Origin of the sequence: Stutzerimonas chloritidismutans, assembly GCF_020783375.1 — a bacterium.
Lineage (GTDB): Bacteria > Pseudomonadota > Gammaproteobacteria > Pseudomonadales > Pseudomonadaceae > Stutzerimonas > Stutzerimonas kunmingensis.
Map to the genome: position 1 here is coordinate 1,220,129 of NZ_CP086067.1, position 19,778 is coordinate 1,239,906.

General features: G+C 62.7%; 20 protein-coding genes. 16 read left to right on the forward strand and 4 right to left on the reverse strand.

The window, feature by feature from the left end:
- Positions 1 to 353: 353 nt before the first annotated feature.
- The 16 genes from LLJ08_RS05625 to LLJ08_RS05700 all read left to right on the forward strand — a co-directional run bounded on the left by LLJ08_RS05625 (position 354) and on the right by LLJ08_RS05700 (position 16,865).
- The gene (locus LLJ08_RS05625) at positions 354 to 1,232 is read left to right on the forward strand and encodes an MSHA biogenesis protein MshI (RefSeq protein WP_228208414.1); all 879 of its coding nucleotides are present in this window, start codon (positions 354 to 356) and stop codon (positions 1,230 to 1,232) included.
- Positions 1,232 to 1,837 carry a PilN domain-containing protein gene (locus LLJ08_RS05630; RefSeq protein WP_228208415.1) on the forward strand — a complete coding sequence of 202 codons (606 nt, stop codon included), beginning with the start codon at positions 1,232 to 1,234 and terminating at the stop codon, positions 1,835 to 1,837. Before LLJ08_RS05625 ends, LLJ08_RS05630 begins: the two co-directional genes overlap by 1 nt.
- A complete protein-coding gene (gene gspM / locus LLJ08_RS05635) occupies positions 1,830 to 2,501 on the forward strand; it encodes a type II secretion system protein GspM (RefSeq protein WP_228208416.1) in 672 nt (223 codons plus the stop codon). The genes LLJ08_RS05630 and gspM overlap by 8 nt, the downstream gene beginning before the upstream one ends.
- A 19-nt stretch (positions 2,502 to 2,520) precedes the next feature.
- Positions 2,521 to 2,820, forward strand: a complete 300-nt coding sequence (locus tag LLJ08_RS05640) for a Type II secretory pathway component (RefSeq protein WP_228208417.1) — start codon at positions 2,521 to 2,523, stop codon at positions 2,818 to 2,820.
- A complete protein-coding gene (gene mshL, locus LLJ08_RS05645; protein ID WP_228208418.1) occupies positions 2,817 to 4,418 on the forward strand; it encodes a pilus (MSHA type) biogenesis protein MshL in 1,602 nt (533 codons plus the stop codon). The genes LLJ08_RS05640 and mshL overlap by 4 nt, the downstream gene beginning before the upstream one ends.
- 8 nt (positions 4,419 to 4,426) lie before the next feature.
- Positions 4,427 to 5,356, forward strand: a complete 930-nt coding sequence (locus LLJ08_RS05650) for an ExeA family protein (protein WP_228208421.1) — start codon at positions 4,427 to 4,429, stop codon at positions 5,354 to 5,356.
- Positions 5,353 to 6,717, forward strand: a complete 1,365-nt coding sequence (locus LLJ08_RS05655) for a tetratricopeptide repeat protein (RefSeq protein ID WP_228208422.1) — start codon at positions 5,353 to 5,355, stop codon at positions 6,715 to 6,717. The genes LLJ08_RS05650 and LLJ08_RS05655 overlap by 4 nt, the downstream gene beginning before the upstream one ends.
- Positions 6,714 to 8,438, forward strand: coding sequence for a GspE/PulE family protein (locus LLJ08_RS05660; protein WP_042924473.1), 1,725 nt, complete (start codon positions 6,714 to 6,716; stop codon positions 8,436 to 8,438). The genes LLJ08_RS05655 and LLJ08_RS05660 overlap by 4 nt, the downstream gene beginning before the upstream one ends.
- Positions 8,439 to 8,519: 81 nt before the next feature.
- Positions 8,520 to 9,758: a type II secretion system F family protein gene (locus tag LLJ08_RS05665; protein WP_003299190.1), complete on the forward strand. Its 1,239-nt coding sequence runs from the start codon at positions 8,520 to 8,522 to the stop codon at positions 9,756 to 9,758.
- A 44-nt stretch (positions 9,759 to 9,802) separates the two neighbouring features.
- Positions 9,803 to 10,327: a prepilin-type N-terminal cleavage/methylation domain-containing protein gene (locus tag LLJ08_RS05670; RefSeq protein WP_023444313.1), complete on the forward strand. Its 525-nt coding sequence runs from the start codon at positions 9,803 to 9,805 to the stop codon at positions 10,325 to 10,327.
- A gap of 23 nt (positions 10,328 to 10,350) precedes the next feature.
- Positions 10,351 to 10,854 carry a type II secretion system protein gene (locus tag LLJ08_RS21005; RefSeq protein ID WP_272877196.1) on the forward strand — a complete coding sequence of 168 codons (504 nt, stop codon included), beginning with the start codon at positions 10,351 to 10,353 and terminating at the stop codon, positions 10,852 to 10,854.
- Positions 10,855 to 11,046: 192 nt separating this feature from the next.
- Positions 11,047 to 11,484: a pilus assembly FimT family protein gene (locus LLJ08_RS05680; RefSeq protein WP_228208423.1), complete on the forward strand. Its 438-nt coding sequence runs from the start codon at positions 11,047 to 11,049 to the stop codon at positions 11,482 to 11,484.
- A 262-nt stretch (positions 11,485 to 11,746) separates the two neighbouring features.
- Complete coding sequence (locus LLJ08_RS05685) at positions 11,747 to 12,178, forward strand: prepilin-type N-terminal cleavage/methylation domain-containing protein (RefSeq protein WP_228208424.1); 432 nt, start codon at positions 11,747 to 11,749, stop codon at positions 12,176 to 12,178.
- 128 nt (positions 12,179 to 12,306) lie between these two features.
- Positions 12,307 to 13,077 (forward strand): type II secretion system protein, encoded by a 771-nt coding sequence (locus LLJ08_RS05690; RefSeq protein ID WP_256445909.1) that lies wholly within the window; start codon positions 12,307 to 12,309, stop codon positions 13,075 to 13,077.
- Positions 13,067 to 13,483 (forward strand): pilus assembly protein MshP, encoded by a 417-nt coding sequence (locus tag LLJ08_RS05695; RefSeq protein ID WP_228208425.1) that lies wholly within the window; start codon positions 13,067 to 13,069, stop codon positions 13,481 to 13,483. Before LLJ08_RS05690 ends, LLJ08_RS05695 begins: the two co-directional genes overlap by 11 nt.
- Positions 13,476 to 16,865 carry a DUF6701 domain-containing protein gene (locus LLJ08_RS05700; RefSeq protein ID WP_228208426.1) on the forward strand — a complete coding sequence of 1,130 codons (3,390 nt, stop codon included), beginning with the start codon at positions 13,476 to 13,478 and terminating at the stop codon, positions 16,863 to 16,865. The genes LLJ08_RS05695 and LLJ08_RS05700 overlap by 8 nt, the downstream gene beginning before the upstream one ends.
- Before the next feature lie 305 nt (positions 16,866 to 17,170).
- Here the strand turns inward: LLJ08_RS05700 and LLJ08_RS05705 are convergent, their stop codons facing one another.
- The 4 genes from LLJ08_RS05705 to LLJ08_RS05720 all read right to left on the reverse strand — a co-directional run bounded on the left by LLJ08_RS05705 (position 17,171) and on the right by LLJ08_RS05720 (position 19,778).
- A complete protein-coding gene (locus LLJ08_RS05705; RefSeq protein ID WP_228208427.1) occupies positions 17,171 to 17,572 on the reverse strand; it encodes an META domain-containing protein in 402 nt (133 codons plus the stop codon).
- Positions 17,569 to 18,009 carry a hypothetical protein gene (locus tag LLJ08_RS05710; protein WP_228208428.1) on the reverse strand — a complete coding sequence of 147 codons (441 nt, stop codon included), beginning with the start codon at positions 18,007 to 18,009 and terminating at the stop codon, positions 17,569 to 17,571. Before LLJ08_RS05710 ends, LLJ08_RS05705 begins: the two co-directional genes overlap by 4 nt.
- A gap of 96 nt (positions 18,010 to 18,105) precedes the next feature.
- The gene (locus LLJ08_RS05715; protein ID WP_228208429.1) at positions 18,106 to 18,912 is read right to left on the reverse strand and encodes a dienelactone hydrolase family protein; all 807 of its coding nucleotides are present in this window, start codon (positions 18,910 to 18,912) and stop codon (positions 18,106 to 18,108) included.
- A 164-nt stretch (positions 18,913 to 19,076) separates the two neighbouring features.
- Positions 19,077 to 19,778 (reverse strand): ABC transporter ATP-binding protein, encoded by a 702-nt coding sequence (locus LLJ08_RS05720; RefSeq protein WP_023444303.1) that lies wholly within the window; start codon positions 19,776 to 19,778, stop codon positions 19,077 to 19,079.

The window sequence follows — 19,778 nt, forward strand, 5'->3', positions numbered from 1 at the left end:
CTGCATCCATCGCGTGCTCATTCCGCTGACTACCGTTCGTCAGGTGCGTAGTTTGTGATGCCCTCGTGCGACGAAAGGGCTTAAGCCGATATAGCGCCAGCTTATTAATTAACCCAGAATGCGCGCGATACTTGACGTCCTTAGATTGACGCTTTTCTAGTGCGCGATTGATTTACGACAATATTTGGACGCACCCATCGGATATTGTTAGAGTCACGCCAGATGGCAATATGCTATCTATTTGACGCCCTCAATATCGATTCTCTGCTTTCTGGCAGTTGAGCACCGACGTCTTGGCGAGGGAGCCAGTGGTGGGTCTGTTTTCCAAAACCAAGAAATCAAAACCAGCCGGCATGCTCGGCATCGAGGCTGGTCCGCAAGGCATCGCATTGGCGCAGGTCGTTCGGGCGGCTGGTGCACGGCCGATGCTGCCGTACTGCGAACACCTGGAGGGCAGTGCCGACGCACAGGCAGCGCTGCTGGAAAAAACCGTAAGCGAGCGGGCCTTGCAGGGCCTGCCGGCAAACGTGCTGCTACATCCTTCCGAATACCAGATGTTCCTTCTCGAAGCGCCTGAAGTGCCTCCGCAGGAATTGCGTGACGCCATGCGCTGGCGCATCAAGGACATGATCAGCCAGTCGCTGGACGATGTGGTGATCGACTGTTTCGCACTGCCCGAGGACGCCTATCGCGGGCGCACGCGCATGGTCTATTGCGCCGTTCTCGAGAAAACCCGGATGCAGCATTACGCCCAGCTCGTGCGTCAGGCCGGTCTGCACATGGCGAGCATCGACATCACCGAGATGGCGTTTCGCAACCTGGGCTCGCTCGCCGGCGCCGAAGGCATGAATCTCGCACTGCTGCGCCTGCGCACCAGCGAAGGCCTGATCTGCATCCAGAACGGCGCCGACCTTTACATGGCGCGGCGTATCGAGCAGGGGCTGGCCCGTGCCGCCCAGGATCTGAGCAGTACGACACTGGAGATCCAGCGCTCGCTTGACTACTTCGAGAGCCAACTCGGCAAGGGCTATATCAATCGCTTGATGTTGCTGCCGATGAAGCAAGATGGCGAACGCGCCTATCAGGGGCTGGCCAGTGGCCTGGCGGTGAACCTGCAACGCCTCGACCTGCGCGAGCTTTTCCCCGGCCAGCCGGGTGCCGAGCTGTCCGAAGCGCAGCAGGCGTTCTGCATTGGCGCCGTCGGCGCCGCCCTGCGTCAGGACGCCGTCTGATGCAGAACGTCAACCTCTATCAGCGCGAACGTCGTCAGCAGGGTGGCCCGCGTCCGCGGCAACTGCTGCTTGGCGCATGTGTACTGGCGCTTGCCCTGGCTTCGCATGCTGCCTGGCAGGTCTGGAACCTCAAGCAGCGCGCCTCGGACCGTCAGTTGGCCGAGGCGCAGGCGGTTTCTGCAGAGGCGCAGCTGGCCGCCTTCAAGGCCAACTATCGGGAACCGACGCTGGATACCCGGCTGCCTGCGCAACTGGCGGAGCGGGAAGCGGAGAACCGCCAGCTGCAACGCCTCGCAACGCATCTGCGCGCGCTCGATGGCCAGCTGCGCAGCGGCTTCGCGCCAGTGCTGACGGCCCTGGCCGATCGGCACCCGCCGCGCGGGCTCTGGCTGACTCGCATCCGTCTGCAGGCTGGCGGCAGCGACATGCTGTTGCGCGGGTTGAGCCAGGATCAGGAACTGCTTCCGCTTTATCTGGAAAGCCTCGGGCGCAGCAAGACGTTGCAGGGTCGCGAGTTCGGCAGCTTCGATCTGCAGCGCGACGACAGTGGCCTGCTGGCGTTCCGCCTGGCATCCCGTGCGGCGGAGGAGGGCGACGATGAATAACGCCATGCAAAGCCTGCGGCAGCGCTGGCAGGCGCTGGCACCGCGCGAACAGTGGCTGAGCGTGCTGGTCGGCGCTTCCCTGCTGGGCATGCTTTATCTGCTGCTGGTGGCTGAGCCGCTCGCCGAGCGCATCGCCCAGCAGGACAGCCAGCTGCGTCTCGCCGAAGCCCGTCAGCTGGAGGCGAACAATGCATTGCTCGAACTTCAGGCCAAGCTCGCGGCCGACCCCAATCGCCCCTATCGAGACGCCCTCGATGTGGCGCGCACCAATCGCGAACAGATTCTGCGCAGCATCGACGAGGAGACCCGCTCACTGGTTTCACCTGCACGCATGAAAGCGCTGCTGCAGGACCTGCTGCGCCGGCAGCCTCATCTGCAGATGGTCGCGCTGCAGAGTTTCAGTGAGCCGCTGGAGTTGCCCGCGACGGATGCGGCGAAGGATGCGCCGCCAGCGGCGGTCAGCTTCTATCGGCACGGTCTGCGTCTGACCCTGCAAGGCGGCTACTTCGATCTGCTCGATTATCTGCAGGCGGTGCAGAACAGTGGCTGGCGTCTGCATTGGGACAGCCTGGACTATCACATCGATGAGGCCGGGCCGGACAAGGCGCGGATCACGCTGGAGCTGCATACCTTGAGTCGCGAAGCGGGGTGGGTTGGTGTCTGATTTTTCTCGTGCAGTTTGCTTGCTCCTTTTGCTGCCCGCTTCGGCCTACGCGCTCGACCCCACGCGCCCGCCCGCTGCGTTCGTGACCGCTGTAGCGGAGCGCCAGGCACCGGCGACGCTGCACCTGCAGGCCATTTTCCGCGGTGCGCAGAGCGCCCGGGCGGTGCTCAACGGCCAATCGCTGAGAGTCGGCGACACCCTGGCCGATGCCAGAGTCCTGGCCATCAACACGAATTCCGTCCTGATCGAGCGCGACGGCCAGCAGCAGACGCTGCGTCTGGTTGCCCCGATCATTACTCCGAGCCAAGTCCGACCATGATGCCGACCCTTTTTCCACGTCTCGGCTTGCTGAGCCTGTTCTGCCTGCTGGCCGCCTGCCAGACATTCGAGGACGGCGACAAGCGCCTCTACGAGCAGAGCAACCGTCTGTTCGAGGAAAGCCTGCAGCAGACCCAGGCCAAGGCGCTGCCGCCGCCGTCGGTACAGGCTGCGCTGATTCCGCCGCTGAGCGTCGACGGCAGTTCGGCTGTCAGCGGCCCGCGCTTCGATGTGGTCGCCAACGACATGCCGGCCCGCGAATTCTTCCTCAGCCTGATGGACAACGCCGGACAGAACCTGCTGGTGCACCCGGCGGTGATCGGCAACATCACCTTCAGCCTGCGCAACGTGACGCTGGAAGAAGTGCTCGCGGCGGTGCGCGACAGCTACGGTTACGACTATCGCCGCACCAGCTATGGCTACCAGATCCAGGCGAACACCGCGGTCACCCGCACCTATGACCTGAACTACCTCAACCTGCAGCGCCAAGGCATGACCGATACCCGGGTCAGCTCCGGTCAGGTCAGCACCAGCGACAACACCGACACCGGCGCAAGCGGTACCACGACCAACTCGACCTCCAGCACCGTCAATGCCAGTCAGTTGCTGACCAGCAGCACCGTCGACTTCTGGAGTGAAGTGCGCGAAGTCGTGGCGATGATGATCGGCAGCGAGGCGGACAACAGTGTGGTGGTCAATCCGCAGGCCGGGCTGCTGGTGGTTCGTGCATCCAGTGCCGACCAGCAGAACGTCGAGCGTTTCCTGCAGCAGGCACAGCGCAACCTGCAGCGTCAGGTGATTCTGGAAACCAAGATTCTCGAGGTGAGCCTGTCCGATGGCTTCCAGTCCGGGATCAACTGGGCGCAGCTGGGCTCCATGGGCAACGCCGACTTCGCGCTGGGTGTACAGGGCGATACGCTGGATGGCGTCAACAATGTCGGTGGCGTGTTCAGCGCTGCGGTAAGCGTCGGCGACTTCAGCGGCGTGCTGCAGCTACTGGAAACCCAAGGCGATGTGCGGGTGCTTTCCAGCCCGCGGATTTCCACTCTCAACAACCAGAAGGCCGTGATCAAGGTCGGCACCGACGAGTTCTTCGTCACCGACGTTTCGACCACCACCACCTCGCTGGCGGGCGGCACTACCGCGCCCGATCTGGACATCACCCTGACTCCGTTCTTCTCCGGTATCTCGCTGGACGTCACCCCGCAGATCGACGAGAACGACCAGGTCACGCTGCACGTCCGGCCGACCGTCAGCCGCGTTCAGGATCAGAACAAGAGTATCCAGCTGGGCGGTTCCGACAACGTCTTCAACCTGCCACTGGCGCTGTCCACCACGCGCCAGTCGGATTCCATCGTGCGCGCGCGCAGCGGCCAGGTCGTGGTCATCGGTGGCCTGCTGGAAAACCGTAACAGCAACAACGACGCCAACATTCCCTGGGCCTCCAAGCTGCCCATCGTCGGCAGCCTGTTCCAGCAGCAACGCAAATCGCTCGAGCAGACCGAGCTGGTCATCCTGGTGCGCCCGCAGGTGATCGACGATCAGGTCTGGCTCGACGAGCTGCGCCGCAGCGCCGATTCGTTCCGGCAGGTCAGGTAGGCGCCGGTATGTACGAAGCATTCTTCGGCCTGCAGGAAAAGCCATTCGCATTGACGCCGAATACCGGCTTCATGGTTCGCCTGCCGCCTTACCAGGCGTGCCTGAACCTGCTGCGCGTGGCTCTGGCCGAAGGCGAGGGCTTCATCAAGGTGACCGGCGAAGTGGGCACCGGCAAGACCCTGCTCTGCCGCGCGCTGCTCAAGCAACTGGATGCCGAACACTACCAGCTCGCCTGGTTGCCGAACCCAGCGCTCGGACCCATGGCGCTGCGCCAGGCGCTGGCCCATGAGCTGCATGTGCCGCGGGTCGAGCAACTGGACAATCACGGGCTGCTGACGGCACTGCATCGCCGGCTGATCGAGCTGGCCGGCCAGGGCAAGAGCACCGTGCTGTTGATCGATGAGGCGCAGGCGCTGCCACCGGCCACGCTGGAGGCCCTGCGACTGCTGACCAATCTGGAAACCGAGCAGCGCAAGCTGCTACAGGTGGTGCTGTTCGGCCAGCCTGAACTGGACGCTACGCTGGCCAGCGAAAATTTCCGGCAATTGCGCCAGCGCATCACATTCTCCTATCGCCTGCGCCCGCTGGATGTCAGCGATGCCAGGCGCTACCTGCATGAACGCCTGGCGGTTGCCGGTTATCAAGGTGAACCGCTGTTCAAGCCGGCCGCGATTCGCCTGCTGGTCAAGGGCAGCGGTGGCATCCCGCGGTTGCTCAACATCCTGGCCAACAAGTGCCTGATGGCGGCGTTTGGCGAAGGCCAGCGACGGGTCGGCAGCCGCCACGTACGCCGTGCCCTGGCCGATACCGAGGGTGCGCGACCGTTCCTGCGTGCAGTCCTTCCGTTGCGTTGGGCAATGCTGGCGGGTGCGGCAACCCTGAGCCTGCTGCTGAGTGCATTGCCATGGCTGTCGCAGCTGGCCGAGGTGCGGCCATGAGCCTGGTCAACGACATGCTGCGCGATCTCGAAGCGCGCGGCGCGGCATCCGGCGGGCAGAGCCCATTCCTCGACATGCAGGCCGTCGATGAAACAGCCGCAACGCGGCGTCAGCGATCGGCACGGCTGCGCCGCTGGTTGTTGCCGCTGGCTATCGGGGCGTTGGTCGCCGCGGCATCGGTGGTGCTGTTCGAACGTTTCGCGCAAGCCCCGGCTGTGCAGGAGTCACCTGCCGCCGCTCCGGTGGTCGCTGCGGTGCCTGCAACTCAGCTCCTCGACGTCTTGCCGCAGCAAGACGGTGGCCGTTTCGTGCTGCAGTTGCTGTTGGATCGTTCGATCAGCTATCAGCGCACCGACGAAGGCGGCGCGATCAGTCTGCGCCTGCCGGATGTGACGCTCGCCGGTGGCCCGCGAAACGGTCGTGTGGAGAGCAATGGCCTAAGTCTGTCCTGGCGAGTGGAACAGCAGGGCGACCAGGTGCAGGTGCTGCTGCTCGGCATGACCGATCGCCTCGACGTGCGTGATCGGCTTGAGCCGGCCGCTGGCCATGCGCAGCTCTGGCTGGAAGTCCACATGGATGGCGCACCAGTGGCCGTTCCTGAGGACCTGGACCTGCCTTTCGCCGAGCCGGCGTTGGACGAAGCGAGCCTGCCGGACTGGGTGACCCGCACGGCGCCTGACGCGCAGACCGCGCCGCCCGTCGCGCCGGATGTACAACCGGTCGCCGAGCCAGCCCCGGCCCCGGTTGCCAGGCCCCAGGTTGCCACCAAACCCACCGTGCAGATCGGCAGTCATCGACCGGACCCGCTGGCCCAGGCGCGCGATGCGCTGCAACAGCAGAACTTCCCCCGTGCCATCGAGCTGCTGCAGGCGCTCCATGCCGCACAGCCGGACAACGCCGAGGCGGCCCGCTGGTTGGCTCGTGCTTACCTGGCGGCTGGACGGATCGAGCCATTGCTCGAGTGGCTGCCGGCCCAGCTGCAGAGGCGGCCGTTCGATGCCGAGCTGCGTATGCTGCTCGCCCGTGGCCAGCTGCAGAGCGGCGACAAACAGACGGCGCTCGCCACCCTGGTGCAGAACGCGCCGTCGCTGGCCAGCGATCCCGGCTATCACGCATTGCTGGCGGCGCTGCAACAGCAGGTCGGCGACTGGGCGGGCAGCGCTGCGGTTTATCGCCAGCTGGTGGCTCTTCAGCCGCAGCAGGCGGCCTGGCAGCTGGGCTTGGCCATCGCGCTGGAACAGATCGATCAACCCGCCCGGGCGGCGCGCCACTACCGTCTGGCCGCGCAAGGGCAGGGGCTCGATGACAACTCGCGGCGCTTCGCCGCCGAACGTGCCGGCGTACTCGGAGGTGCCCGATGACCGCGCAAGACATGCGCCAGCGCAAGATTCGTCTCGGCGATCTGCTGGTCCAGGCCGGCCTGATCAGCGAGGCCCAGCTGCAGCAGGCGCTGCAGGACCAGAAGCGCACCGGCTCCAAGCTCGGGCGCACGGTACTCGACCTCGGCTTCATCGACGAAGGCCGCCTGCTGCGTGCGCTGTCCGAGCAGCTGCAGATTCCCTTCGTCGAACTCAAGCACTACAAGTTCGACAACCAGCTGACCCAGAGCCTGCCCGAGGCGGTCGCCCGGCGCTTCCGGGTGATCGTGCTGTCCCGCCAGGGCGACGGTTTGCTGGTGGGCATGACCGACCCGCTGGACATCTTCGCTCAGGACGAGATCGAGCGCCTGCTCGGCAAGCGCGTCCACCCGGCAGTGGTGCGGGAAAGCGAGCTGCTCGGCGCGCTGGATCAGCTCTACCGCCGCACCAGCGAAATCGCCTCGCTGGCCGGCGAGCTGGAAGGTGAGCTGCAGGAAAGCGACTTTGACCTCTCGCGCCTCGGCGAAAGCAACAGCGATGCGCCGGTGGTGCGCCTGCTGCAGACGCTGTTCGAGGACGCCGTGCAGATGAAGGCCTCGGACATTCACATCGAACCGGACGAAGGCGTGGTGCGGATTCGCCAGCGTATCGACGGCGTGCTCAACGAACAGGTGATGAAGGAGCACCGCGTCGCTTCGGCGCTAGTCATGCGCCTGAAGATCATGTCCGGCCTGGATATCTCGGAAAAGCGCCTGCCGCAGGACGGCCGCTTCAACATCCGCGTGAAGAACCGCAACCTCGATGTGCGGGTCTCCACCATGCCTGTGCAGTTCGGCGAATCGGTGGTCATGCGTCTGCTCGACCAGAGCGGCGCGATGTTCAAGCTCGAAGGCACCGGCATGCCGCCGGCGATGCTCGAGCGCTTCCGGCGCCTGTTGCAGCGTCCGCACGGCATGGTGCTGGTCACCGGCCCTACTGGCTCGGGCAAGACCACCACGCTCTACGCCGGGCTTTCCGAGCTGAACAGCCCGGAGAAGAAGATCATCACGGTCGAGGACCCGGTGGAGTACCGCCTGCCGCGGGTCAACCAGGTGCAGGTCAACGCCAAGATCGAGTTGACCTTCGCCCGCGTGCTGCGCGCCGCCTTGCGTCAGGACCCGGACATCGTCCTGGTCGGCGAGATCCGTGATCAGGAAACCGCCGAGATCGGCCTGCGTGCCGCACTGACCGGCCACCTGGTGCTCTCGACGCTGCACACCAACGATGCCCTGACCTCCGCCATGCGCCTGATCGACATGGGCGTCGAGCCCTTCCTCGTCGCCACCGCGCTGAATGCGGTACTGGCCCAGCGTCTGATACGCCGCGTGTGCGAGAACTGCATGGAGGACGATCAGCCCGATCCCCGGCAACTGGCCTGGCTGGAAGCGCTGCACGGCGGCTCGCTGCGCGACCACCGCTTCAAGCGCGGCAACGGTTGTCATCAATGCCACAACAGTGGCTATGCCGGCCGTGTAGGGGTGTACGAGCTGTTGGAGCTGGACGAACCGATGATCGCCGCATTGCGTCGGGGTGATCCGCAAGGCTTCGCCGAGGCCGCGCGCCAGCAGGCGCACTATCGACCACTGGCGGCGTGCGCGCTGGATTACGCCATCGCCGGCGTCACCAGTATCGAAGAGGTGCTGAAGGTCTGCGCCACCCTGGCGGACGACGAGGTGATCGCGTGATCGCCGCTAGTCTCCTGCCTATCGCGGCCGTAGGCGCCAGCACCACGGGCGCCGTCCGGTCGCTTCGCGGGGAGCCTGCCGATGCCTAGCTTCCGCTATACCGGCCGCGATATGCGCGGCGCACGGGTCAGCGGTGCGCTCGATGGCGCCAGCGCTGACGCCGTGGCCAGCGAGCTGGTGTCGCGCCAGATCACCCCGCTGACCATCGATGCGGAGCGTGCCCAGGCCGATAGCGTCGACGTGTTTGCCGTACTGCGCGAGAAGCTGCGGCGCAAACGTGTCGATCTGGACGAACTGATCATCTTCAGCCGCCAGATGTACAGCCTGAACAAGGCCGGCGTGCCGATCATCCGCGCCATCGGCGGTCTCGCCGAATCCAATCGCAACCTGTATTTCCGCGGCATCCTGCAGGACGTGCGCGCCAGCCTCGAAAGCGGCCAGTCCATGGCGGTCGCGCTGAACGCGCATCCCAAGGTGTTCAACAATCTGTTTGTCAGCATGGTCAGCGTCGGTGAGAACACCGGCCAGCTCGACCAGGCGTTCAAGCAGCTGTCTGCCTATCTCGAGCTGGAGCGCGAGACCCGCAAGCGCATCAAGCAGGCCACGCGTTATCCGATCTTCGTGCTGGTGGCCATGGGAGTGGCGCTGGGTGTCATCAATCTCTTGGTGATCCCGGCGTTCGCCAAGGTCTTCGCCCAGTTCCACGCGCAACTGCCGTGGGCCACGCGCGTGCTGATCGGCACCTCCAACTTCATGCGCGACTATTGGTGGCTGTTGCTGCTGGGCATCGTCGGTGGGCTTTACGCCTTCTTCAAGTGGATCGAAACCGACGCCGGTCGACTTCGCTGGGACCGCATCAAGCTGCGCCTGCCCATAGTCGGCGGCATCTTCGAACGTATCGCCCTGGCGCGCTTCACCCGCACCTTCGCGATGATGTATCGCGCCGGCGTGCCGCTGCTGCAGACGCTCTCGATCAACAGCGCCAGCGTCGGCAACCAGCATATCGGCCAGGCGATTCTCGGCATTCGCGAAAGCGTCGAACGCGGCGAAGCGCTGACCCGTTCGGCGCACAACTCCGGTCTGTTCACTCCGTTGGTACTGCAGATGATGGCCGTCGGCGAAGAAACCGGCGCGCTGGATGACCTGTTCATCGAAGTCGCCGATTTCTACGAGCAGGAGGTGGACTATGACCTCAAGCAGCTGGCTGATGCCATCGAGCCGATTCTTATCGTGGCCATGGGCGTGATGGTGCTGATTCTTGCGCTCGGCGTGTTTCTGCCGATGTGGGAACTGGGTAGCGCGGCGCAGGGGAGGGGTTGATGAGCTTACGAATCGCGACATTCCACATGAGCCACGGAGGCACGATGCAACGACACAAGGGTTTCACCATGATCGAGCTGGTCGTGGTCATCGCCATCCTCGGCATCCTGGCCGCGGTCGCCTTGCCACACTTCATCGACTCGGCCAAGGACGCCCACCGCGCCAGCGTGCGCAGCGCTGGTGGTGCGCTGACGTCGGCCGTCTCGCTGGTGCGCGGCCAGTACGAACTGAATCGCGGCGGCGGCAGCAATGCCTGTCTGGCAGGAAATTGCCAGATCAACGTACAGGGCTACGGCAACGGCGCGATGGATGTGAATGCCAACGGCTGGCCCGTAGGCACCGAACGCAGCGGCACTCCGCTCGCCAACACCAGCATGTCCGCCGATGAATGCCGCAACCTCTGGAGCAACCTGCTGCAGGCTTCCTCGCAGAGCCTGACCGGCACCAATCCGGCATTTACAGCCACGGCCAACGGCACCCGCTGCCTGTTCACCTACAACCTCGATGGCGGCGACGACGTCATCGAATACAACGCCAATACCGGCGAAGTCTTCGTCAACTTTCAATGATTCATAAACAAGGAGCGACAACTATGAGAAAGCAACAGAGTGGTTTCACCATGATCGAGTTGATTATGGTGATTGTGGTTCTAGGAATTTTGGCGGCTGTTGCGTTGCCAAGATTTGGAAATATGAGCGCGGATGCAAGGGCGGCTGCTGCCAACGGGGCGCTAGGCGCTGCGAAATCCGCCAGCGCAATAATTCATTCGATGCATGTGGCAGGTAAAACTAATTCCAGCAACCAGATTGATCTGGAAGGTGTTTTGATTGACGTCGTCGCTGGTTACCCTGCTGCTACTACGAACGGAATCATCAAAGCTGCTGGTTTGGAAGACGATTTCCAGATCGACACAAGTACCGGGGTTATTACGCAAAAAAATCTTCCTGACGCTCTAAAATCTTCCTGCGGCTTCATTTACACGGCAGCCGTCGCAGCAGCCCCCACCGAAGAACCGCCCGTTACCGCTAAAGCACCAGTCTTTGCTGCAGCGGCAGGAGGGGACTTACCTCTAACCGCTGGGAATTGCGGCGCTTGATTTGATCCATGGCCTTGTAGTTGTAGGGCGGGTGTAACCCGCCAATTACTGAAGCCCCGCTTTATCTTCAACCGGCGGATTTCACCTGCCCTACGGTGTTGTATTGCAACCCGGCTTTCGACCGGGTTGCCATGAATTCCTGGAGGCGAGGTCAATTCTCGCCTCCAACACGCTTGGACAAAGGGCCGGCCAATGGTTGAACAACGCGGTTTTACAATCGTCGAGTTGATCATGGTAATCGTGATACTCGGCATTATCTCCGCCGTGGCCGCCCCGCGCTTTTTCGACCGGAAAGTCTTCGATGAGCGGTTTTATTTCGAAGAAGTTCTATCGACCGTTCGCTATGGGCAAAAACTGGCTGTAGCGAGCGGCTGCCCCATCGGTTTTCAAATCAATGATTCTGGGTATGCGCTGAACTACAGCGGCGGTGATTGCGGTGTCATGCCTGTCGGAAATGACTACAACAAATCGCTACCTGCTGGTGTATCCGTCAGTAGAGCATTGGCCATCAGTTTCAACTCCCTTGGCAGCGTCAACGAAGCCTGTCCCGGCGGGCGATGTGTGGCCACGATTGGCAGCCACACCTTCACCGTCCACGCCGCCACCGGCTTTATTGAGGTGGGCCAATGACTCGATTCCAGACCGTAAGCTGGGTTGAGCCAGCGAAGCCCAACGAGCGGAGTATCGGCAGGTTCCGGTCATTGCTTCGATGCGCATTGGACTTCGACACCATTTTCCTCATTCACAACCTACCGGGCTTCAACGTAGGGTGGATGACGCTTTACCCATCCACCAATGTTCCTCACGCCACCAGTCACAATCCGGCCCCATGGTGGAAAATGCTGCGCGGTTTTCCACCCTACGGCCGCGCCACGGGACCGAGGTATCAGCCGTGATTCGACCTCAACGCGGAATGACTCTGGTCGAACTGGTCATCACCATCGTCATCATCGGCATCGCCGCAGCGGCATTGTTTTCCGCCATGGCCAGCATCACCGCGCGCTCGGCCGATCCGCTGCTGCGCCAGCAGAGCGTAATGATCGCCGAAAGCTATCTGTCGGCGGCGCTGGCGCTGCCTTACGGTCAGCTGAGCAGCGCGGCGCAATCGGCCGCTGCACCCCGAAATCTTGCCGGCGAACCGGTTACCGAGCTGGCCGGCTACTCGGTCACACTGACGGTCGATGGTGCTGCCAAGCTGAACGGTGTTGACGCCACCCGCATCGAGGTGACGGTGACCGATCCGCAGAACCAGTCGTTACAGCTCTCCGGTTGGCGCACCTGCTACGGTGAGTACGACGCCTCGGGGAATGCCCTATGCCCCTGATGCGAGCGCCGAGGCGCCAGAACAGTCAGCGAGAGAGGACGTTCGCGGGCGCTGGCTGGGCATTCTCCCGTCAGGGCTTCAGGCAAACCGTAGGCAGTACCAATGGGTTCACGCTGGTCGAGCTGATCATGGTGATCGCACTGGCCGGAGTCGTCGCGGTGATGGTCGGTACGGTCATGTCGCGGCCGTTGCAGGGCTTCGCCGATAATAGTCAGCGGGCCGAACTGACCGATCGGGCGGCGATCGCGCTCAACCGGATGGCGCGCGATATTCGGCTAGCCGTACCAAACTCCGTCCTTGTAGCCGACACGGGCGATGAAATCAGGCTCGTTCCGATCGCGGCCGCCGGACGCTATCGGGCCAATCAGCCGATGCCTGATGGGCCACGTCAGGATCCTCCGGCCTGTACGCAGACATCCGGCCGCTGCTTGATTGATATCCTCAGCCCGATCGAGCCGGCAGATAGCAAGAACAACAAGCATTGGCTGATCATCTATAACACCGGTTCGCTCGTCGGGCGCCCCGAGCCCGGCGATGGAGCGGTCTCGCCGGTGTCACCCAAGGCCTTCACCTGGAAAAACGGGGTGCTTGAGGCTGATCTCTCGGCTTTCCGCTTCGAGTTCGCCTCGCCGCAACATCGGTTTTTTCTGGCCGACCGAGCCGTCGGCTATCAGTGCCGAAATGGTGCGCTGATTCGCGCCGAATTTGGCGAACTGGCCGCGTCTGATTATTCCGGTGCCGCCACCGTGGTCGATCGTGTCGATTGCGGCCAGAGCCAGTTCAGCTACGAATCCGGCAACAACACGCGCAACGGCCTTGTGACGCTCAAACTGGTACTGGCTGGCGCTGGCGGAACCGTCACCCTCTTGCAGCAGGTCCAGGTCGATAATGCGCCCTGATTTTTCCTTCCTACAGAGTCGCCAGGGCGGCTTCGGGCTAGTCGCCGCGATGTTTGTCATTATCGTCATCGCCGGCGCGATCGCGGCCATGGCGCGGATGTCCGAAACCCAGAGCGCCACCAGCAGCATGGCGATCCAGCAGGCGCGGGCCTATCAGGCAGCGCGGGCCGGGATTGAGTGGGGGATCCATAGGGCGATGGCAGATCTTTCTTGTGAAGACCAGTTCACGCTGGAGGGCTTCGAGGTAGAGGTGAAATGCGACCCGCCCGCTGCTGCCGTATCCCTGCCTGAGGAAGACCGTAGCCTGCACTTCATCTCGCTGCAGGCCAGCGCACAGTACGCCTCGCCGGGCAGCCCGGATCATGTGTACCGGCAGTTGAGTGCCGTGGTGGAGAAGAATGACTGACATGCTCAATTGGACAAGGGGCAGCTGGCCGATGCTGGCGGGCTGGGTGCGGGTGAGGGCATTGTCGCTCGCAGTGCTCTGCCTACTCGGTATTGTCTGTCTGGGCAGCCCGGCCGCATCGGCGGCGCTCTGTTCAAATGTCTTTCCTCAGGAAGCGACGCCCGACACCGGCGCGACGCTCGACCTTGGGATCATGGATGGCCAGGCCTACGGCCCCTTTCCCTCCCGCGGCACGGCGTACGCCACGGCTGGGGATTATTTCTACAACGCTGGCAAGCTGAACAATGGCGAGACCATCTCGGTAACGGCCGGCCGGCCTGTGCGGCTGTTCGTCAACGGCGATCTCGAACTCGCGTCGCATAGCATGATCAACCCGAACGGTTCGGCGTCCGACTTGCTGATTGTCGTGCGCGGTGATCTGCGTATTGGCACCAAGAACGATATCAATGCCCTGGTGTATGTGACCGGCGATGTCTACGTCAATCCGGATGCCCATATCGAAGGCGCCCTGACAGCGGAAGGCAGCATCGATACCAAGGTCAAGGACATCATCGTCTACGACAAAGTGGCCGCTTCGGCCTTTGCTCGAGGCGACCTTTGCCAGGATTCGGAGAACATCCCGCTGTACCTGCGCTTCGACGAGGCGAGCTGGGGCGTACCGGCCAATACCGGGCGAGGGGCTTTCGACATCCAGGTGCTTGGCGGGGCGGCTACCGCCGGGGTTGACCCGGCGCTGGCGACAAACCAGCAGGGGGAGGGGACTTGTCGGTATGGCGCGTTTAACAGTGGGCGAGTATCCATTGCGCATGATTCGGCGCTGAACTTCATCGACAAACTAAGTGCCAGCTTCTGGTTGAAGATCGATTCGTTGCCAAAAAAGACCGTTACGCTGGTTGATAAGGGGACGAACTATAAGTTGGAGCTGACCAGCGAGGGTACGTTGGTTCTGACCGCCAAACTCGATTATTTCTTAGACGATATCTTCGGGGCGTCGTATCTGGCGGTCGAGTCGGACGCCATTGAACCAGGTAATTGGGTGCACGCTGGATTTGATCTTGCGCTGAAGACAAGAGGGGAAATTATTGTTTGGAAGAGTATTCAAGGCTCGGTCTGGGTAAACGATCGTCGTGAGGAAGGCAGCTCTGCGACGTTTATTACTGGTCGAGCGTCGGTCAACGATCAGGACGCTAAGGTTGGCGGTGAGTCGTTTAGTGTAAAGATTGATGAGTTTCGCCTCGAGCAGCTTATCTGGACCGCAGAGGAGCGTCTCGCGCAGCGCAGGGCTGTGCATTGGTGTGGCGGTGCCATCGGAATTGATCACTTCGAGTTCTCCACCAGTGCCTTAGCACATACCTGCAGCCCTCAGGCCGTCACGCTCATGGCCTGTACCAATGCAGCCCCTGGGGCCTGCCAGCCCTACCAGGGTGACGTATCAGTAACGCTCAGGGGGGAGGGTTGGCTCGGTGGCAACCAGCAGACGCTCAGAGGCGGCGTGGGAACCTTTAGATTGCAGGGGCTGCAGCTGCAGATGCCCTTGGCCGTCGAAGCTTCAGTGCCCGCTGCCTCACCATTGACACTTTGCCGGATTGGCGATGCGCCGCTATCTTCCGACTGTCTTCTGAACTTCGTACAGAGCGGCTTTATCTTCGATGTTCCGGATATGCAGGCCGGTCGCGGGCAGTCAATTGTGCCCATGCGTGCGGTAATAGACGTCGGTGAGGAGGGGAGCCCGCGTTGCGAGCCTGCGTTCACCGACCCCGATATCCCGCGTGAGGTACGGTTCTGGAGCAGCTTCGTCACTCCGTCAATCAACGAGCTGTCGGACAGCTCGAAACCGGTTCAGGTGAATGCCGAACCGATCGGGCAGAGCTTTGCAGAGGCTCGGCCGCTCGCGCTTAGTTTCGATCAGAACGGCGCCACCGCGCTCGAGGTGAACTACGCCGAAGCCGGCCGGATGCTGCTCAACGCCTACTATTCGGGCAGCACGGAGGAGGGTGACAGCGGGCCGATGAGCGGCAGCGATGACTTCGTTTCCACGCCGGCGGGGTTCTGCATCGAGCCGTCGCAGACATGCTCGGCCGAAGACAGCAGCTGCAATGTATTCGGGCAGGTTGGCCAAGCGTTTTCGACCTTGATCAGGCCGGTCGCCTGGCGTGCCGATGGTGATCTTTGCGCAGCGGGTACAACCCGGAACTATCGACAGGATCGGGTGCAGCTGAGTCCTGTAGTGGTAGCGCCCTCTCCTGCCATCGGTGGGGTGGCTGGCCGTGTACTCCGCCCTGCCGATGGTCGCTATGACCATCTAGCACCGGGAGTGCCGGCTAACTGGGACGGGACGATTGTCCAGGATGTTGCGTTGTCGGAGGTTGGTGTGTTTCGCCTGCGCGTCGAGCCGCCCCCCTATCTCGGTGTAGCTGTACCGTCCAGCGAGTCGGCTGCGGTCGGGCGATTCATCCCGCACCACTTGAAGGCACGAGTAGAGGGCGCGCTAGAGGCGGCTTGCGGTGTGTTCAGCTACCAGGACCAGCCGGTCGCACTGTCCTTGCCTCCGACGCTGACGATCACCGGTTACGGCCTCTCCGAGGGCGCCGAATACGTAACCGAAAACTACGATTTCGACGGCTTCTGGGGCTTCGTTAGCAGCCCCGCCCCGAGCTGGCTGGCCGCTGACCGGAGTCTCGACCTTGCGCCTCGGCTGAAGCATGGAGACGGCGATCCCGGTGAGCTGACCTGGCAGCCGATCGACGACCTCGTGCCTGACCAAAGCGGTAAGAATGATGGGGACGGCCAACGGACCTACGTCTGGGATGCAGCTTGGCTTCGTTATGCGCGCGGTACGCGCCCAGACGCCAATGACCACCCATTGCAACTCCGATTGCGGTTTACAGCAGCAGAGTTGACCGACAGAGACGGTGTCTGTCATGGCGCTAGCGGTTGCGACGTTCTTGAAGCCACTCTGGACCACAGCGAGTTCCGCTTGGGCCGGCTACGCATTGGCAATGGCCACGGCTCCGAGCTACAGGATCTGAGTCTGCCCTGGGTGATTGAGACTTGGCAGCCCTCAAATATCTTCCTCCCTGAAACCGGCGATGCCTGCAGTGCACCGGTTTGGGGGGAAGCACAGGCAACGGAGCAGGTCGGTAATCTGTCGACCAAGACATTACTGATCGATGGCGGGCGTATTGGATACGAAGGCAGCCTGATCATCAGCAGGCCGCAAGCTGCCGGCGAAGCTCGCATAGGCTTTCCTGACGTGCCTGAATGGCTCTGGTATGACTGGCAGGGCAAGGGGCCGAAGGCGAGTCGAGGGCTGGCCAGCTTTGGTATCTATCTTGGTCCAAAGCCGCTGATCTTCCGGCGAGAGATTTATCGGGGCATGTGAGTTCCGGAAGCAAAAAAATGGCCGCTCATTGAGCGGCCATTTCGTCTGGGTGTAAAAGAGGGGAATCCCTGGCCTGCCTGTACCAGGGTCCCCGAAACTGGTTGATTCAGTCTATGCACTGAATGTGCCAGTTTCGTGAAGGTCGGCAGGCGGCTTTGCTCGGGCTTGTTCACAGGCGCTGAGCGCCGGAATCCGCGGGGCGGCGGGTTCCAAGCGCTGTGTCAGCTGCCGTAAGGATGAGCCGGCAGATGTGATCTCGCGTAAAAGCAGTGCGCATGCCTTGTTGCATGCGCACATTTGGCGCGTTATTCCTGTTCTGGCCAGAGCCGTAGCGGGGTGCCCTGGGCGGGCCAGAGGCGCAGTTGGTCGATGTTGGAGACATCCCAGCGCTCGACGCGATTGAGCAGATCGAGGAAGTGGTGCTCCTGCTCCATGATTTCCTCCGCGCACATCTTGCGTGTGCTGCCCAGGTTGCTGAAGCGGATCTGCTGGCCATCACGCTCGTAACTGCCGAACCAGTGGTTGCAGCCCGCGTTGCCGTAGGCGCGGCCGTCGCTCAGCGTGAGCGAGACGGGGGTGCGGCCGATCACGGCGTCATCGCCGATCCATTCGGCGATGTAGGTGACGTCGCGTTGCAGTTCGAGCTGTTCGGTGGCGCAGCCTGTCAGGCCGAGGGCTGCGATAAGTGGCAGGATTCGTGAATTCATGCCTGTTGCTCCTTCTGGCAGCTGGGGCAGCGGTGCTGGTCGTTCTGACCGGACCAGCCCAGTTCGGTGATGCGCGCCTGTGCGGCGGGCTTGCGTGCGGCCTCGCCGAGCTTGCCGTCCACGGCGAACTCGAAGTCCAGCTGTTTGCCGCAGCTGTCGCAGGCGACCTGCCAGTTGAGGATTTCCAGTTCGCGGAATACCGGCCCGCTGGCCACCGCCATCCATTGCCCCGGCGGGTTGATCAGGTGGCGGACCTTCTCCACTGTCAGGCGCTGGGAAAGGTCGCGGCTGCCCTTGAGCGTGACGATCAGTACATCGCCGCTACGAATCGAGCCGCCATTGCCGGTTACCTGATAGCGGCCCGGCGCCAGCGCACGGCATTCGGTGAGGGTGTGGGCGGGGTTGAGCAGGGTGTAGCGGAAATCGTGTTCGGCCATGACTCGTGATCGACGGTGAGTTGTGCGCGCAATGCTAGCACGCGCCCTGGCGGCAGGCGTGCCGCCGGGACGAATCACGGACGAGCAGCCGGTTGGTTACTGCGCCTGGGTGGTTGCAGGTTTGCCGAAAGTGTCTTCGAAGAAGCGCTGCATATCACGCCAGGAACGTTCGTCCGCGGCTTTCTGATAGGCGACGTCCAGGCCGTTCTTCTGGTGGGCGTCGGCGCCCGGATTGGTGAAACCGTGCTTGGCGCCGGGTAGGCTGACGAACTGGTAGTCGGCACCGGCCTTGACCATCTCGACGTTCAGCGCGGCGATGTCGTCGGTGCTGATCATGCTGTCCTCGCTGCCATGTTCGACCAGCACACGCGCCTTGACGCTGCCGGGGGCGGCGCGGGTTTCGGTGGCCAGCGCGCCGTGGAAGCTGACCACGCCTTCCAGCGGTACGCCCTGGCGTGCCATGTCCAGGACCACCTTGCCGCCGAGGCAGTAGCCCACCGCACCCAGTTTGGCGGTATCGGTCTGCGCCTGCTCCTTGAGCAGGTCGAGGCCGGCGTTGAAGCGGGCCTTGGCAGCGTCGGCGTCCTTCAGCGCCGCCTGCATGAAGCTCATGGCATCTTTCGGGTGATCGGTGTTCTTGCCTTCGCCGTACATGTCGATGGCGAGGGCGCTGTAGCCCAGCTCGGCGAGGTCGCGAGCGCGCTGCTTGGCGTAGTCGTTCAGCCCCCACCATTCGTGTACCACGACGATGCCGGGACGCTTGCCTTCGATGGCGTCGTCATAGGCGTAGTAGCCGATCATCTCGGTGCCATCGGCAGCGGTGTAGGGGATTTCCTGCGTCTGAATCTCGGCATTCGCAGTGATGCTGGCAACCATGAGCAGGCCGAACAGGCAGTGGCGCATCGTGGGATCTCCTTGGTGATCGTTATGTTGGCGAAGGGTTCGAAGAAGGATAGCGGTTCTTCGACTGCACGCGCAGCGCCCGGGTTCGGCTGCGTGATGGATACGTATAAGACGAAAAAGCCCTGCCGGTTGGCAGGGCTTTTTCGTTGAGCGTGGTGGCGATGTCAGCCGCCCAGGTAGGCGTCGCGCACTTTCGGATCGGTCAGCAGGTCCTCGCCGCTGCCCTGCATGACGATATGCCCGTTCTCCAGCACGTAACCGCGGTCGGCCAGCTTGAGCGCTTGGTTGGCGTTCTGCTCGACCAGAAACACCGTCACGCCATCCTCACGCAGCTGTTCGATGATTTCGAAAATCTGCTGGATGATGATCGGCGCCAAGCCCAGCGATGGCTCGTCGAGTAGCAGCAGCTTGGGTTTGCTCATCAGCGCGCGGGCGATGGCGAGCATCTGCTGTTCACCGCCGGACATGGTGCCACCGCGTTGCTGGTAGCGCTCCTTGAGCCGCGGGAACAGGCCGAGCACCTTGTCCAGTTGCTCCTGGAAGTCCGTCTTGCCGGTGAAGAAGCCGCCCATGGAGAGGTTTTCCTCAACCGTCAGACGGGCGAAGATCCGCCGGCCTTCGGGCACCACGGCGATGGCCTTGCGCATGATGTCGCAGGTCTGCTGGCCGACCAGCTCCTCGCCCTGGAAGCGGATGCTGCCACTGGCTGCCTGCGGCGAGCCGCACAGGGTCATCAGCAGGGTCGACTTGCCGGCACCGTTGGCGCCGATCAGGGTGACGATCTCGCCCTGTTCGACCTGCACGTTGATGTCGTGCAGGGCCTGGATCTTGCCGTAGAAGGTCGAGACGTTTTCGAAAGTCAGCAT

Coding starts and splice junctions, on each gene's coding strand:
- LLJ08_RS05655 (WP_228208422.1), top strand. CDS start 5,353: ATGAGCCTGGTCAACGACATGCTGCGCGATCTCGAAGCGCGCGGCGCG.
- LLJ08_RS05720 (WP_023444303.1), bottom strand. CDS start 19,778: ATGCTGACTTTCGAAAACGTCTCGACCTTCTACGGCAAGATCCAGGCC.
- LLJ08_RS05625 (WP_228208414.1), top strand. CDS start 354: ATGCTCGGCATCGAGGCTGGTCCGCAAGGCATCGCATTGGCGCAGGTC.
- LLJ08_RS05715 (WP_228208429.1), bottom strand. CDS start 18,912: ATGCGCCACTGCCTGTTCGGCCTGCTCATGGTTGCCAGCATCACTGCG.
- LLJ08_RS05700 (WP_228208426.1), top strand. CDS start 13,476: ATGACTGACATGCTCAATTGGACAAGGGGCAGCTGGCCGATGCTGGCG.
- LLJ08_RS05660 (WP_042924473.1), top strand. CDS start 6,714: ATGACCGCGCAAGACATGCGCCAGCGCAAGATTCGTCTCGGCGATCTG.
- LLJ08_RS05650 (WP_228208421.1), top strand. CDS start 4,427: ATGTACGAAGCATTCTTCGGCCTGCAGGAAAAGCCATTCGCATTGACG.
- LLJ08_RS05630 (WP_228208415.1), top strand. CDS start 1,232: ATGCAGAACGTCAACCTCTATCAGCGCGAACGTCGTCAGCAGGGTGGC.
- LLJ08_RS21005 (WP_272877196.1), top strand. CDS start 10,351: ATGAGAAAGCAACAGAGTGGTTTCACCATGATCGAGTTGATTATGGTG.
- LLJ08_RS05710 (WP_228208428.1), bottom strand. CDS start 18,009: ATGGCCGAACACGATTTCCGCTACACCCTGCTCAACCCCGCCCACACC.
- LLJ08_RS05695 (WP_228208425.1), top strand. CDS start 13,067: ATGCGCCCTGATTTTTCCTTCCTACAGAGTCGCCAGGGCGGCTTCGGG.
- LLJ08_RS05680 (WP_228208423.1), top strand. CDS start 11,047: ATGGTTGAACAACGCGGTTTTACAATCGTCGAGTTGATCATGGTAATC.
- mshL (WP_228208418.1), top strand. CDS start 2,817: ATGATGCCGACCCTTTTTCCACGTCTCGGCTTGCTGAGCCTGTTCTGC.
- gspM (WP_228208416.1), top strand. CDS start 1,830: ATGAATAACGCCATGCAAAGCCTGCGGCAGCGCTGGCAGGCGCTGGCA.
- LLJ08_RS05690 (WP_256445909.1), top strand. CDS start 12,307: ATGGTGATCGCACTGGCCGGAGTCGTCGCGGTGATGGTCGGTACGGTC.
- LLJ08_RS05670 (WP_023444313.1), top strand. CDS start 9,803: ATGCAACGACACAAGGGTTTCACCATGATCGAGCTGGTCGTGGTCATC.
- LLJ08_RS05705 (WP_228208427.1), bottom strand. CDS start 17,572: ATGAATTCACGAATCCTGCCACTTATCGCAGCCCTCGGCCTGACAGGC.
- LLJ08_RS05665 (WP_003299190.1), top strand. CDS start 8,520: ATGCCTAGCTTCCGCTATACCGGCCGCGATATGCGCGGCGCACGGGTC.